Here is a 13,832-nt window from a genome sequence, read left to right on the forward strand (position 1 = left end):
TCGGACGAGGGATGCATGAGCCTGTCCGCCAGTGCACCATCGTTGGTAAACAGCAGCAGTCCGGTGGTATTGATGTCGAGACGCCCGATGGCGATCCAGCGACCACCCTTCAGTTCCGGCAGGTCGTCGAACACGGTGGGCCGACCCTGCGGATCCTTGCGCGAGGTGAGCTTGCCTTCGGGCTTGTGATAAAGGATGGCTCGCGGTGCCTGGTCGAGGCGCTTGGCTAGCCGGATGCGACGACCACCGATATCGATTTCGTCGGTGGGCAGGACCTTGCGACCCAGCTCGGCCGCCTCGCCGTTGACGATCACTCGGCCTTCACGTATCCAGCCTTCGATCTCGCGGCGCGAGCCCAAACCCGCTTGCGCAAGGAGCTTCTGCAATCGCTGCGGCTCGGTGGGCGACAGCGACAGCTCGGCCGGATTCAGCGGTTGATGTTCAGGAGCCTTGCGATTGCTCTTGTTCGTGAGCTTTCGCTGCGCCGTCTTCTTCCCCGTTTTCCCCGGAGTGGTCTTCGTCGTCGTAGTTGTCGTCGTCTGACTCTTCTTCCGACTCGTCTTCTTCTTGCGGCGATGCATCTTCGCCCTCCTCCGCCATCTCGGCGTCGTCAACATTCAGGCCATCGGCATGCACTTCGACGGCAATTGATTCCTCGGCATCGTCGTGCTCCAGTTCGGCGGCTTCGTCCACAGGTGCAGCGCCATCATTGGCTGCGCCACCGTGGTCATCATCACCATCCAGGTCAAGCTCGACATTGATGCTGTCGATGTCACGCAGCTCGGCCAGCGTCGGAAGCTCGTCAAGCGTCTTGAGGCCGAAGTAATCAAGGAAGGTCTTGGTCGTCCCAAGCATTGCCGGGCGACCAGGAACATCGCGATGCCCGACCACGCGAACCCAGTCGCGGTCCTGCAGGGTGCGAATGATGGAGCTCGACACGCTGACACCACGCACTTCCTCGATCTCGCCACGCGTGATGGGCTGTCGGTAGGCAACGAGGGCCAGCGTCTCCAGCAAGGCACGTGAATAGCGAGTCGGACGCTCCTCCCAGAGCCGCGATACCCACTGCGAATAGTCCTGCTTCACCTGGATGCGATAACCGCTCGAGGTTTCCTTGATTTCGATGCTGCGGTCCTGGAAGTCTTCCTGCAAGGCGTCGATGGCCTTGCGCAGCGTGCCCTTGTCCGGCTGGCCATCCTCGGCAAACAGTGCCTGCATGGCATCGAGCGACAGCGAGCGACCGGCCGCCAGCATGGCGCCCTCGACAATGTTCTTGATCTGATCCTGGTTCATTTTCCTGCCAATTCACGTTGGGACCGTACCGCATGGCGGTTCAGTCGTTTTGTTCCCTTACGCTGTCCCGGATGTCGTCATCCAGGTCGGTTTCGAAATTCTCTTCATCGAATTCTGTGACGTTGGCCGCAGCTCGCATGTGAATCGGTGCGAACGGTTCGGCCTGCACGATCTCCACCAGCTTCTCCTTCAGCAGCTCGAGCATGGCGAGGAAGGTGACAACAACACCCAGGCGACCTTCCTCGGGATCGAACAGCGACGAGAAATCCGAGTAGCCTTCCTTGTCCTGCAAGCGGCCGAGCACGTCCGACATGCGCTGCCTGACCGAGAGCGCTTCGCGCTGCACGTGATGGTGCTGGAACATTTCGGCGCGGCGCAGAACATCCTTGAACGCCACCAGCACTTCCTTCAGCGTGACATCGGGCAGGATTTCGACAACCCGCCGGTCAACCACCTCGGCCTCGGCCTTGTAGACGTCACGACCCAGCCGCTCCAGCGAATCGATGTCTTCGGCCGCCGTCTTGAAGCGCTCGTACTCCTGCAGGCGACGTACCAGTTCGGCCCGCGGATCGTCCTCGTCGTCGTCCTCGCTGACCGGTCGCGGCAACAGCATGCGGGACTTGATCTCGGCCAGCATTGCGGCCATGACGAGATACTCGGCTGCCAGCTCCAGGCGCATTTCCTTCATCAACTCGATGTATTCCATGTACTGCCGCGTGATCTCGGCAATCGGAATGTTCAGCACATCGAGATTCTGGCGCTTGATCAGGTACAGCAGGAGATCCAGCGGGCCCTCGAAAGCCTCGAGGAATACCTCCAGTGCATCCGGCGGGATGTACAGGTCACGCGGAATCGTGGTGACAGGTTCGCCCAGCACCAGCGCAAACGGCATCTCGCCCTGCTCGGGACTGATGGTTGCCTGCAGGGCAACACCACCCTCCGGCGTCACGCTGACCTCGCCACTGACTTCGACATCAGTCGCCTCGGCCTGCTCGCCGTCCCGATGATCCTGCTGTTCGCTTGCGTCACTTTGCATGTGTTTCCCCACCCCGGCTGATCGCACCTGGCAGATCAGCGAAGGTCATCAACGATAGCTGATGCCAATGGCATTGCGTACTTCTTCCAGTGTCTCGCGCGCCATGTCGCGTGCCGACTCCGACCCTTCGGTCACGATCGAACGCAACAGGTCGCGATCCTGCTCGAATTCCGCCGCCCGCTGGCGAATCGGTTCGAGCTCTTCGTTCACCTTGTCGATCACCCGCATCTTGCAGTCGATGCAGCCGATGCCGGCGGACGTGCAGCCTTCCTTGACCCAGTTCCGGGTGTCCTCGTCAGAATAGACCTTGTGGAATTCCCATACCGGGCATTTTTCCGGATCACCCGGATCGGTGCGGCGGACGCGTGCCGGATCGGTCGGCATGGTGCGCATCTTCTTTTCGACCGACTCCGGATCCTCGCGCAATGCAATGGCATTGCCATAGGATTTCGACATCTTCCGACCATCCAGGCCGATCACCTTCGGCGTATCGGTCAGCAACACACCCGGCTCGTGCAGGATGGTGCGACCGATGCCGGCCAGGTAGCCCAGCAGGCGCTCACGGTCACCCTTGGTAATGTTCTGGTTTTCCGACAGCAAGGCACGCGCTTTCAGCAGCGCTTCGTCATTGCCTTCCTCTGTGTACTGGCGACGCATTTCCCGATAGACCTTGGCGTTCTTGCCGCCCAGCTTCTTCACGGCCGCCTCGGCCTTGGCTTCGAAATCCGGTTCGCGACCGAACACGTAATTGAAACGACGTGCTATCTCCCGTGCCATTTCGATATGCGGCACCTGGTCCTCGCCCACAGGCACCAGATCGGCGTTGTAGACGAGAATGTCGGCTGCCTGCAGCAAGGGGTAACCAAGAAAACCGTAGGTGTTGAGGTCACGTTCGGTCAGGTTCTCTTTCTGTTCCTTGTACGTTGGCACACGCTCCAGCCAGCCCAGCGGTGTCACCATCGACAGCAGCAGGTGCAATTCGGCGATTTCCGGCACCTTGGACTGGATGGCGATGTTCGCCTGCGACGGACTGATACCCACTGCCAGCCAGTCGATCACCATTTCGTAGGTGTTCTTTTCGATGTCCTGAGGATCTTCGTAATGGGTAGTCAGCGCATGCCAGTCCACGACCACGAACGTGCAATCGTATTCATGCTGCAGCTTCAGCCAGTTCTTCAGCGCGCCACGGTAATGACCGAGATGCAGGGCGCCGGTCGGGCGCATGCCGGACATGACGCGTTGTGCGGAATCAACCATGGTATTCAATGTCTACCTCAACCCCGTGATGAAAAGTATCTGGTCCATGAAGAAATTGATCGGCGGACCGATCAGCAGGCCAAGGACGCCAAAGGCGAGCAGGCCCACGATGATGAAAAAGCCATACGGCTCGATGCGATCGTAACGATCCGACAGGTGATTCGGCAGCAGGCCGCTCAGCACCCGACCACCATCGAGCGGCGGCACCGGCAGCAGGTTCAGCACCGCCAGCACCAGGTTGATGACGATGCCCGCCAGGCCGACGCGCACCAGCCAGGGCGATACGCTGGCGACGGCGATGACATCGGCAATCTTCGCGACAATTCCCCAGAACAGGGCCATGGCAAAATTCGACGCCGGCCCCGCGGCCGCAACAATCGCCATGTCACGTTTCGGGTTGCGCAGGTTGCGCATTGCCACCGGCACGGGCTTGGCCCAGCCGAAAATGAAACCGGTCGGCAGGATCAGCAAGACCAGCGGTACCAGGATCGTACCGACCGGGTCGATGTGCTTGACCGGGTTCAGTGTGAGCCGTCCGAGCATGTCGGCCGTGCGATCACCAAAGCGCTTCGCCACGTAGCCGTGCGAGACCTCGTGGACCGTGATGGCAAAGATCGTGGGAACCGCCCAGATGCTGATCTGGCGCAGGATTTCGGACATATCGGACATCCCGGCATTATACGCAGGCGGGCGGCCGGGCTCCTAGCCTGCAGGCGCAATCAGGCGGATTATCTGGGCACGGGTTGGTGACTTTTTGACCACCTGCGGGCCGGACGCATCAGTCGAACGCCGAGGCATCGCCCTGGCCATGGCGCAACACCCTGACCGCACCCTTGTCCAGCTCGACCACGGTGGTCGGTTCGATGCCGCAATGCCCGCCGTCGATGACAAGATCCAGCTCGTGCTCGAAGCGCTCGCGAATCTCCCAGCCCTCGGTAAACGGCAACGCGTCGCCCGGCAGCCACAAGGTCGAGCTCATCAGTGGCTCGCCCAGCTCGGCCAGCAAGGCCTGCGCAACAGGATGGCCCGGCACACGGATGCCGATGGTCTTGCGCTTGGGGTTCTGGAGGCGCCGTGGCAGTTCGTTGCTGGCCTTCAGGATGAACGTGAACGGCCCTGGCGTGTGCGCTTTCAAGAGACGAAAAGCCCAGTTATCGACCCGCGCATAGCGCGCGATCTCGGACAGGTCGGAGCAGACCAGGGTGAAATTGTGGTCCTTGTCCGTCTGGCGAATACGGGCAAGCCGCTCCATCGCCGGCTTGTCGTCAAGGTGACATCCCAGTGCATAACGCGAATCCGTGGGATAGGCGATCACCCCGCCCGCGCGGATGATTTCCACCGCTCGCTTGACCAGGCGCGGTTGTGGCGTGTCGGGATGGATTTCGAAGTATTGGCTCATGCCTGCCCCTGGGTAGCTGCCTTGCGCCGGATATCTGGAGTGCTGCCGTTTCGATGCCGGCAGCCGGGCTGCTATGATACCGCGCCTGACCCATTCCACGACACCAGGGACAACATGTCGCAATTATTCGATTTCTTTCCGGTCCTGCTGTTTTTCGTCGCTTACAAGCTGACCGATTTCTTCGTCGCGACCGGCGTATTCATTGTTGCCACCTTTGCCCAGCTTCTCATCCAGTGGCTGCGCACCCGTGAAGTGAAGAAAATGCACCTGATAAGCGCCGTGCTGGTGCTTGTTTTCGGTGGTATCACCTTGATCCTGCAGGACGAGGAATTCCTGAAGTGGAAGGTCAGCATCGTCAACTGGCTGTTTGCCGCCGGCTTCCTCGCTTCGGCCTACGTCGGCGAACGCCGCACCATTGTCGAGCGGCTGATGTCCGAGGCGGTCGAACTGCCCGCCGGTGTATGGCGCCGCCTCAACCTGTTGTGGATCGGTTTCTTCACGGTCATCGGCTTGATCAACCTCTATGTCATGCACTATTTCTCGACCGATGACTGGGTCGACTTCAAGACCTGGGGCGTGATCGGCCTGACCCTGCTGTTCGCCCTGCTGCAGGGCGTCTACCTGGCAAGGCACCTTCCGGACGATGTGCTGGAGGACAATGCGGACGAGAAAAAGGAGTCTTGAGCATGCACTACGCCATCATCGCGACTGATATCGCGGACAGCCTCGACAAACGCCAGGCTGCCCGACCAGCCCACCTGGCACGCCTCGAAGTCCTGCGTGACGAGGGCCGGCTGTTGCTGGCAGGACCGCATCCGCTGGGTGAAGACCCGGCAGCCGGCTTCAGCGGTTCGCTGATCGTTGCCGAATTCGACTCGCTTGCTGAGGCCGAACAATGGGCCAGCGAGGATCCCTACCGCGATGCCGGCGTCTACGCGGATGTCGTCGTCAAGCCGTTCAAGAAAGTCCTGCCGTGAACCTGGAAGACACCAACAGGCAGCGCATTGCCAGGATGCGGGCGCTGCTCGAAGACGCGCTGTCGCCCACCCTGCTGGAGATCGAGGACGAATCGGCTCGCCATCGCGGCCATGCCGGGGCTGCCGATGGACGGGGGCATTTCCGGCTGCGAATCGCCTGCGAGCAATTTCGCGATATGTCATCCTTGCAGCGCCATCGAACGGTCTTTGCCGCCCTGGGCGACATGATGAATACCGACATCCATGCGCTGAGCATCGACGCCGAGGCGCCTGGCGAAGGCTGACAGCACAGTCACACTGCTGGTGCAGGGATGCGACCAGCGAAATTCTCACGCGATACCAATGGAGATTTACATGAATGCAATGAACGCCTTGAAAGGCGCCGTACTCACCCTGGCACTCGCCTTGCTGGCAGCTTGCGGTTCCGACAAGTCAGGCACGACAACTGCCGAGACCCCTGCCGACGCTGCTGCCGTGGTCAACGGCGAGCCGGTCACGCAGGAAGCCGTGGCCTTCTATGCCGAGCGACGCACCGGCATGCCGGTCGAACAGCTGGATCCCGAGATGCGCGAGCAGATCGTCAACGAACTCATCAATATCGAGCTGCTGGCGCAGGAAGCACGGAACCAGGGTCTCGACCAGCGCGCACCGCTGAAGCAGGAACTGGCCTTCCAGCGTGCCACCGGTCTGGCCGATGCCAGCATGACCGCCTACCTCGAACAGGATCCGATCAGCGAAGACACGCTGCGCGCCGAGTATGAAGCGCGCGTTGCCGAGCTGGGCAGCCAGGAGTTCAAGGCCAGTCACATCCTGGTCGAAGACGAAGAGACGGCCAATGCCATCATTGCCGAACTCGATGAGGGTGCCGACTTCGAAACCCTGGCACGGGAACGTTCCATCGAACCCGGCGCCGAACAGAGTGCCGGCAGCCTCGGCTGGTTCGCACCGAGCCAGATGGTCGAACCCTTCGCCACAGCGGTTGGCAACATGGAAGACGGCAGCATCAGTGCCGCCCCGGTCCAGACGCAGTTCGGCTGGCACGTGATTCGTCGCGAGGAGTCGCGCGATGTGCCCCCGCCGGCCTTCGAAGACATCAAGCCGCAGATCGAGCGCTTCCTGACCAATCAGAAGATCCAGGAATACATCAACGTGCTGCGCAATGATGCAAACATCGAGAAGTCCGGACCGGCTGTCGACACCGGCAGTGCCGATGCCGAAGGAACCGAGGAAGCACCGGAAGCGGCAGAATAAGTTAACTCGACCGTTGCACGCCGTGTTCCGATTCCTGAAGCGTGAAGCGGGTCACGTTCGAGACAGGACCGGATTGTTAACGTGATTCCCGAGATTGCCGGAACGCGAAGGGAAACCTCGCAATCCCGTCGCCAACCGACAATCTCGGTTCCTGCCTCTTCGTAAAGTGCTCCTACGGTCGATGAGGTTTAAGCCGGTGCTCTGCACCGGCTTTTTTTATGCGCGCCAAGGGGAAGGCATGTCGCAACTTACTCGGCAAGCTTCTTCTTCAATCCCGCCTCGTCGAGAACCGGCACGCCCAGCGATTCAGCCTTGGCCAGCTTCGAACCTGCCGCTTCACCTGCAACCAGGAAATCGGTCTTTTTCGATACGCTGCCGGTGACTTTCGCGCCCAGCGCCTGCAATTGCTGCTTGGCTTCATCGCGCGTCATGGAGTCCAGCGTACCGGTAATGACAAAGGTCAGCCCTTCGAGCGGTCGCGGCCCATCCCCGACGCTGTCGAGATCGTCCCACCGAAGCGCTGCCACCAGGTCCTTGATCACCGAACGGTTGTGCGATTCGGAAAAGAAATCATGGATGCGGCTTGCCACGATCGGGCCGACATCGGGCACCTGAACCAGGTTTTCGATCTCGGCCGACATCAACTTGTCGAGCGAACCGAAATGCAGCGCCAGCTGCTGGGCCGTCGCCTCGCCCACTTCCCTGATGCCCAGTCCGAACAGGAAACGCGGCAGCGTCGTTGCACGGCTCTTCTCGATGGATGCCAGCAACTTGTCCACGGACTTTTCGCCCAGGCCGTCCCATTCTTTCAAGGTGTCGGCGTGCTTGCGCAGCCGATAGATATCAGCCGGACTGTGCAGCAGGTCGGCGTCGACAAACTGTTCGATCAATTTGTCACCCAGGCCTTCGATATCGAGTGCCTTGCGTGATGCAAAATGCTTCAGGGCCTCCTTGCGTTGCGCCGCACAGACCAGCCCCCCGGTACACCGCGCAACCGCCTCGCCCTCCTCGCGGATGACATCCGACGCACAGACCGGGCATTGCGTCGGCATGCTGACCCGCTTCGCGGTCTTCGGTCGCCTGCTGGCGACCACCTTCACGACCTCCGGAATGACATCGCCGGCGCGACGGATGATGACCGTGTCACCAACACGCACGTCAAGTCGCTCGATTTCATCCATGTTGTGCAACGTCGCATTGCTGACCGTGACACCACCGACAAATACCGGCTCGAGCCTTGCGACAGGCGTCAGCGCCCCGGTTCGACCCACCTGGAAATCGACATTTCGCACGACGGTCGTCTCTTCCTGGGCCGGAAACTTGTGGGCGATGGCCCAGCGTGGCGCGCGCGACACGAAACCAAGCTCGCGCTGCTGGTCCAGGCGATCGACCTTGTAGACCACGCCATCGATATCGTAAGCGAGGGAGCTCCGACGACTGGCCATGTCTGCATGATAGGAAAGGCAGCCGGCGGCTCCCTCGACCAGCTTCACCTCGGGATTGATCCGCAAGCCGAAGGACTTCATTCGATCAAGCATTTCGCTGTGACGCTCGGCGAGGCTCTCGGAAACTTCGCCAACACCATAGAAATAGATTTCCAGCGGACGGGCCGCTGTCAGCGAGGAATCGAGCTGTCGCAGGCTGCCGGCGGCCGCATTGCGCGGATTGACGAACAGCTTGCTGCCATCGCGGCGGGCCTGCTCGTTCATCGCCTCGAATCCGGCGTGCGAAATGAACACCTCGCCGCGTGCTTCGAGAACGTCGGGGAAACCATCACCTTGCAGCCTGAGCGGCACGCTCTTGATGGTGCGGACATTGGCGGTCACGTCTTCACCCGTGCGGCCATCACCACGTGTCGCCGCCCGCACAAGCCTGCCCTTTTCATATCGAATGCTGATAGCGAGCCCGTCCAGCTTGGGTTCGCAGAAGTACTCGACGGAGTCGATGCCTTCCAGCCGCTCGCGGACACGCCGGTCGAAATCGGCGATGTCCTGCTCCTCGAAACCATTGTCCAGGGAAAGCATCGGCACTGCATGCACAACCTCGGCAAAGCCCTCCTCGGCCTTGCCGCCAACACGCTGGCTGGGTGAATCGTCGGTGACGAGCGCGGGGTGCCGGTCTTCCAGCGCCTTGAGTTCCGCCATGAGGCGGTCGTACTCCGGATCCGAAGCCTGCGGATCGTCCAGCACGTAGTAGTGGTAGTTGAGTGTGCGAATCTGTTCGCGCAAGGCATCGATTCGCTGGCTGTCCTGCTGCACGGTCTTGCTCATCGGGCTTTCCGTTTCGCGGCTGGTGACTGGTGGTTCGATACCGGGCGATCAGCTCCGCGCCTGGTGCTCGAAAGCAATGATCTCTTCGCGCAAGTGATGCGCGGTCTGCTTGGTCAGGGTGCTGCGCTGCTGGTCGGTAACTTCGGCCCCCAGTTGCTGCGCGATGCGCCTGGCTGTCGCCAGCATGTCGGCAAAGGCGGCAACGCCTCCCTGCGGACCCGGCAGCAGCATGAACAGGCTCAAGCCCTTGAAAGTCTGGTCCGCCATCTCGGTGATGTCGAAACTGCCCGGTTCTGTCGCGCTTGCGACACTGAACACCGACTGCGGACCATCATCCGTTTCGATCATGCGATGAAAGACATCGAAGCGGCCGTAGACCAGTCCCGCGCGCTCGAAGATGTCCAGCAAGTGGTTCCCCTGGAAACGGCCGCTGGAATCGCTCGGCAGGATGCTCAGCGCAATGATCTTCTCGCCGGCAGGCGGCGATCCATTCGATGCCCTGCTCGCCGCACTGGTGGCATGATCGTCCGAACTGTCAGCCCTGCTGCCGGTTGCACGAATGGAGGGCAGCTCCTCATCGTCGAACAGCTCGGCGTCACGATCGCCCATTGCCGGTTCCTGTCGCGCTTCGGCTGCAGGACCGATCGGATCCTCGCCATCCGGCAGGCTCCAGTCCCCGTTCTCGCGATCGAACGCCTCTTCTTCCCTGCGCACGTAACGCGAGTACAGGTAGATACCCGCAATCACAACGGCACCGATACCAAGAAGAATCAATCGCAATTCAGACATGATTACATGGCCGCCATCTGCACGGCTTCGTCCACGTCGACGGCCACGAGGCGAGACACGCCAGGCTCGTGCATGGTGACGCCGGTCAGTTGCTTGGAAAGTTCCATGGTCACCTTGTTATGGGTGATGAAGATGAACTGCACGCGCTCGGACATTTCCTTGACCATGGCGCAGAAGCGACCCACGTTGGCATCGTCCAGCGGTGCATCGACCTCGTCGAGCATGCAGAACGGTGCCGGATTCAATTCGAAGATCGAGAACACCAGCGCGACAGCTGTCAGCGCCTTTTCGCCGCCCGACAGCAGGTGAATGGTGCTGTTGCGCTTGCCCGGCGGGCGAGCCATCACGGTGACACCGGCGTCCAGCAGTTCCTCGCCGGTCAGCTCGAGATAGGCATGCCCCCCACCGAACAGTTTCGGGAAGTTCTTCTGTAAACCGGTATTGACGCGATCGAAGGTCTCCTTGAAACGCGTGCGCGTCTCGCGATCGATCTTCTTGATCGCATTCTCCAGCGTGGTCAGCGCTTCGATCAGGTCCTCGTACTGCGCATCGAGGTATTCCTTGCGCTCGGACTGTTCCTTGAACTCGTCGATGGCCGCCAGGTTGATCGGGCCGAGCCGGTCGATCTTGCGGGTAATGTCATCGACCTGTTGCTGCCAGTTGTCGACATTCGCCTCTTCCGGCATTTCCTCGAACAGCTTCTCGACTTCGAAATCCATCTCGTCGAGCTGTTCCTTCAGGGTCTGGCGACGCACGCGCATTTCCTGCGAATCAAGCTTCAGCTGGCTCAGTTCCTCGCGCAGCTGCACGACACGCTTTTCCTTGGCGCCACGCTCCTGCTCCAGGTTGCGCAACTGCACATCGTGCTCTTCGACCTTGCTGCGAGCTTCATTCAGTTCGATCTCGACCTTGGCGCGCTTCTCCAGAAGCTCTTCCAGCTGCTCCTTCTGGCCTTCCACCGGCGAGTCGTTGTTTTCCAGCGTAGCCTTCAGCTCGCTGCGACGCGTGGTGATCTGGTCCAGCTGCATCTGCATGCGTTCCAGGTTGCGTTGCGTGGACTCGCGCATGGACTTGCGTGACTCGACCTTCAGGGCCAGCTCGTGCACGGCCTCGCGGTCTTCCTTCGACTTGGCACGGGCACGGTCCAGCTCGGCGCGCAATTCGTCACGCCTGGCCAGCAGCTTTTCATGGTCTGCTTCGAAGCCCTGCAGGCTCGACATGGAGTCGGCCAGGCGCGCTCGCGTTTCGCGAATCCTTTCGCTGTGCTCGTCCATTTCCTTGTTGAGTTCGGCCAGCTCGGCATTCACCTCGTCGGCACGCTTCTTCAACTGGTCCTGGCGATCCTTGCGAGCCTCGTACTGCGCCTTGGCATCGGCATGCGAGCGATGTGCGCGGTTGACCTCGCTCTGCAGCTCTTCGCGCCGCAGTTCGCCATCCTTCAACTGTTCGCGATTCACTTCCTGCTGAGCGGACAGCTCGGTTACTTCGTTTTCGATCGCGACCATGCGCTCCTTGAGCGTCTTGATCTCCTGCTCGCGCGCCAGCACGCCAGCGTGCTCGTCTTCCTCGCGATTGATGCGAATCCAGTTGGCACCCAGCCACACGCCATCCGGCGTGACGACGGATTCACCGGCTGCCAGCGATGCTCGCATGCGCAGTGCCGCGTCCAGGTTGTCGGCCGTCTTCACGCCGACCAGCAGGCCGGTAACGGCCGCGTCGCCCGATACCTTGCCGGACAATGCATCCGCCGCATTGCTTGCACCCGACGGACGATTGCCGTCCACCAGCGTCACGGATGCCGAGGTGAGCTCGGCAATCGCCGAATCCAGGTCGCTGATTTCCTCGACGCAGACGGCCTCGAGGTAATGCCCCAATACCGTTTCGACCGCACGCTCCCAACCTGCTTCCACGTCAAGCTTTTCGGCCAGGCGCGGCAGGGATTCCAGGGAGTGGCCAGCCAGCCAGTCATTCACCGCATCGCGGCTCTTGCCCAGTGCAGACTGCTGCAAGGCTTCCAGCGAGGACAACCTGCCCTTGCCGTTTTCCAGTTCGCTGCGCTTGGCATGCAGCGCCTGGGTCATTTCCTTGTCCTGCTCGCGCAGGCCGGTGATGCGCGCCAGCACTTCGTCCAGTTCCTGCTGCAGTTTCTCGCGCGCTTCGGCCGCCTGCCGTTCGGCAGCCGCCATGCGTTCCAGCTCTTCGTTCAATGCCTGCGGGTCTAGGGTCTTCGCTTCCTCGTCCAGCTTGGCAATGCGCGTCGACATCTGCTGGACCTGTCGCTCCAGTGATTCGATCTGCGTGCGCTCGACCGTGGCCGACTGCGAAGCCTCGGAGGAATCCTTGTTGAAGGCATCCCAGGCGCTCTGCCATTGCTGCATCGCTTCTTCGGCCGCGGAGAAGGCTTCGCCGGATTCCTTTTCGGCATTGCGCAGGCGCTCGAGACCTGGCTCCATTTCGGCCAGCGCGGCATCGACATCGCCGAGCTGTTCCTTGTCACGATTGATATGGCCTTCGACTTCCTGCAGGGAATGCTCGGCCTGGGCGAGTTCACGCTCCTGGCGCTGGCGCATTTCCTTGCCATGCTGGATGGATTGCTCGATGCGCGCGATGTCCGCGCCCACGGCATAGAAACGACCCTGCACTTCGTTGAAGGCGTCATTGGCTTCGACGCTGGCTTCGCGGGTCTTCTCGATATCCAGCTCGACCGAACGCTGGTCCGCGATGCCGGCTTCCAGCAGGTTCTGCTTTTCGTTGATATTGCGATCCTGCACACCGACCTGTTCGTCGAGTGCATGCCACTTCAGTGCCAGCAGTTCGGCCCGCTGGCGGCGTTCGACGGACTTCAGTTCCTTGTAACGCTCGGCGGTGCGCGCCTGCCGCTGCAAGTGGGCAATCTGCTTTTCGATTTCACCGCGCAGGTCATCGAGTCGATCGATGTTTTCGCGCGTGTGCTTGATGCGGTTCTCGGTTTCACGGCGGCGTTCCTTGTACTTGGAAATGCCGGCCGCTTCTTCCAGGAACACGCGCAGCTCTTCCGGCTTTGCCTCGATCAGGCGTGAAATCATGCCCTGCTCGATGATGGCGTAGCTGCGCGGACCAAGGCCGGTACCGAGGAAGATGTCCTGGATGTCCTTGCGACGGCAGCGCGTGCCGTTGAGGAAATACTGCGAGGTGCCATCGCGCGTCACCTGGCGCTTGACGGAAATTTCCGAATAGCTCGCGAACTGGCCGCCGACGGACCCATCCGAGTTGTCGAACACCAGTTCCACCGACGCCGTGCCGACCGGCTTGCGCGCATGCGACCCGTTGAAGATGACGTCGGCCATGGAATCACCGCGCAGGTGCTTGGCCGAGGATTCGCCCATCACCCAGCGCACGGCATCAATGACGTTCGACTTGCCGCAACCGTTGGGGCCGACCACGCCGACCAGGTTGCTGGGGAGATTGATATTGGTTGGATCGACGAAGGATTTGAATCCTGCAAGTTTGATCGTTCTGAGACGCATGATTGCCCTGGCTGTGTTGGCGGTTTGCCCGCCGTGTCCATGGAGGCGCAGTCT

General features: G+C 61.0%; 13 protein-coding genes. 4 read left to right on the forward strand and 9 right to left on the reverse strand.

Annotation, left to right across the window (positions count from 1 at the left end):
* The 6 genes from R3217_00005 to R3217_00030 form a co-directional block, all read right to left on the reverse strand.
* Nucleotides 1-386 (reverse strand): S4 domain-containing protein (locus R3217_00005; GenBank protein MDX1453819.1); only part of this gene is annotated, 386 nt, incomplete at its 3' end.
* Between the two features lie 55 nt (nt 387-441).
* The gene (gene scpB / locus R3217_00010) at nt 442-1,293 is read right to left on the reverse strand and encodes an SMC-Scp complex subunit ScpB (GenBank protein ID MDX1453820.1); all 852 of its coding nucleotides are present in this window, start codon (nt 1,291-1,293) and stop codon (nt 442-444) included.
* A gap of 40 nt (nt 1,294-1,333) precedes the next feature.
* Nucleotides 1,334-2,185 carry a segregation/condensation protein A gene (locus tag R3217_00015; GenBank protein MDX1453821.1) on the reverse strand — a complete coding sequence of 284 codons (852 nt, stop codon included), beginning with the start codon at nt 2,183-2,185 and terminating at the stop codon, nt 1,334-1,336.
* Nucleotides 2,186-2,377: 192 nt separating this feature from the next.
* Nucleotides 2,378-3,586, reverse strand: a complete 1,209-nt coding sequence (locus tag R3217_00020; protein MDX1453822.1) for a tryptophan--tRNA ligase — start codon at nt 3,584-3,586, stop codon at nt 2,378-2,380.
* Between the two features lie 12 nt (nt 3,587-3,598).
* Complete coding sequence (locus tag R3217_00025; GenBank protein MDX1453823.1) at nt 3,599-4,246, reverse strand: site-2 protease family protein; 648 nt, start codon at nt 4,244-4,246, stop codon at nt 3,599-3,601.
* A gap of 118 nt (nt 4,247-4,364) precedes the next feature.
* Nucleotides 4,365-4,985, reverse strand: a complete 621-nt coding sequence (locus tag R3217_00030; protein MDX1453824.1) for an L-threonylcarbamoyladenylate synthase — start codon at nt 4,983-4,985, stop codon at nt 4,365-4,367.
* A gap of 114 nt (nt 4,986-5,099) precedes the next feature.
* On the opposite strand from R3217_00030, the gene R3217_00035 reads away from it, so the two are divergent.
* From R3217_00035 to R3217_00050, 4 genes are all read left to right on the forward strand, one after another.
* Nucleotides 5,100-5,669 carry a septation protein A gene (locus R3217_00035; protein ID MDX1453825.1) on the forward strand — a complete coding sequence of 190 codons (570 nt, stop codon included), beginning with the start codon at nt 5,100-5,102 and terminating at the stop codon, nt 5,667-5,669.
* 2 nt (nt 5,670-5,671) lie between these two features.
* Nucleotides 5,672-5,962 (forward strand): YciI family protein, encoded by a 291-nt coding sequence (locus tag R3217_00040; GenBank protein MDX1453826.1) that lies wholly within the window; start codon nt 5,672-5,674, stop codon nt 5,960-5,962.
* Nucleotides 5,963-5,997: 35 nt separating this feature from the next.
* Nucleotides 5,998-6,246, forward strand: coding sequence for a BolA family protein (locus tag R3217_00045; protein MDX1453827.1), 249 nt, complete (start codon nt 5,998-6,000; stop codon nt 6,244-6,246).
* 70 nt (nt 6,247-6,316) lie between these two features.
* Nucleotides 6,317-7,213: a peptidylprolyl isomerase gene (locus R3217_00050; protein ID MDX1453828.1), complete on the forward strand. Its 897-nt coding sequence runs from the start codon at nt 6,317-6,319 to the stop codon at nt 7,211-7,213.
* 248 nt (nt 7,214-7,461) lie between these two features.
* Here the strand turns inward: R3217_00050 and ligA are convergent, their stop codons facing one another.
* From ligA to smc, 3 genes are read right to left on the reverse strand one after another with little or no spacing between them, the layout of a single operon-like run.
* Nucleotides 7,462-9,483: an NAD-dependent DNA ligase LigA gene (gene ligA, locus R3217_00055; GenBank protein ID MDX1453829.1), complete on the reverse strand. Its 2,022-nt coding sequence runs from the start codon at nt 9,481-9,483 to the stop codon at nt 7,462-7,464.
* A 48-nt stretch (nt 9,484-9,531) separates the two neighbouring features.
* Nucleotides 9,532-10,272 carry a cell division protein ZipA gene (zipA, locus tag R3217_00060; protein ID MDX1453830.1) on the reverse strand — a complete coding sequence of 247 codons (741 nt, stop codon included), beginning with the start codon at nt 10,270-10,272 and terminating at the stop codon, nt 9,532-9,534.
* Nucleotides 10,273-10,274: 2 nt separating this feature from the next.
* Nucleotides 10,275-13,778, reverse strand: coding sequence for a chromosome segregation protein SMC (gene smc, locus R3217_00065; GenBank protein ID MDX1453831.1), 3,504 nt, complete (start codon nt 13,776-13,778; stop codon nt 10,275-10,277).
* Between the last annotated feature and the right edge of the window lie 54 nt (nt 13,779-13,832).

Source organism: Gammaproteobacteria bacterium (assembly GCA_033720895.1).
In the GTDB taxonomy this organism is placed as follows: Bacteria; Pseudomonadota; Gammaproteobacteria; order Natronospirales; family JAJUFS01; genus JAWWBS01.

What these genes read in the sequence shown, in the direction of transcription:
- scpB (MDX1453820.1), bottom strand. Translation starts at nt 1,293, where the DNA reads ATGAACCAGGATCAGATCAAGAACATTGTCGAGGGCGCCATGCTGGCG.
- R3217_00030 (MDX1453824.1), bottom strand. Translation starts at nt 4,985, where the DNA reads ATGAGCCAATACTTCGAAATCCATCCCGACACGCCACAACCGCGCCTG.
- R3217_00035 (MDX1453825.1), top strand. Translation starts at nt 5,100, where the DNA reads ATGTCGCAATTATTCGATTTCTTTCCGGTCCTGCTGTTTTTCGTCGCT.
- R3217_00020 (MDX1453822.1), bottom strand. Translation starts at nt 3,586, where the DNA reads ATGGTTGATTCCGCACAACGCGTCATGTCCGGCATGCGCCCGACCGGC.
- R3217_00015 (MDX1453821.1), bottom strand. Translation starts at nt 2,185, where the DNA reads ATGCCGTTTGCGCTGGTGCTGGGCGAACCTGTCACCACGATTCCGCGT.
- R3217_00050 (MDX1453828.1), top strand. Translation starts at nt 6,317, where the DNA reads ATGAATGCAATGAACGCCTTGAAAGGCGCCGTACTCACCCTGGCACTC.
- R3217_00045 (MDX1453827.1), top strand. Translation starts at nt 5,998, where the DNA reads ATGCGGGCGCTGCTCGAAGACGCGCTGTCGCCCACCCTGCTGGAGATC.
- R3217_00040 (MDX1453826.1), top strand. Translation starts at nt 5,672, where the DNA reads ATGCACTACGCCATCATCGCGACTGATATCGCGGACAGCCTCGACAAA.
- zipA (MDX1453830.1), bottom strand. Translation starts at nt 10,272, where the DNA reads ATGTCTGAATTGCGATTGATTCTTCTTGGTATCGGTGCCGTTGTGATT.
- ligA (MDX1453829.1), bottom strand. Translation starts at nt 9,483, where the DNA reads ATGAGCAAGACCGTGCAGCAGGACAGCCAGCGAATCGATGCCTTGCGC.
- R3217_00025 (MDX1453823.1), bottom strand. Translation starts at nt 4,246, where the DNA reads ATGTCCGAAATCCTGCGCCAGATCAGCATCTGGGCGGTTCCCACGATC.
- smc (MDX1453831.1), bottom strand. Translation starts at nt 13,778, where the DNA reads ATGCGTCTCAGAACGATCAAACTTGCAGGATTCAAATCCTTCGTCGAT.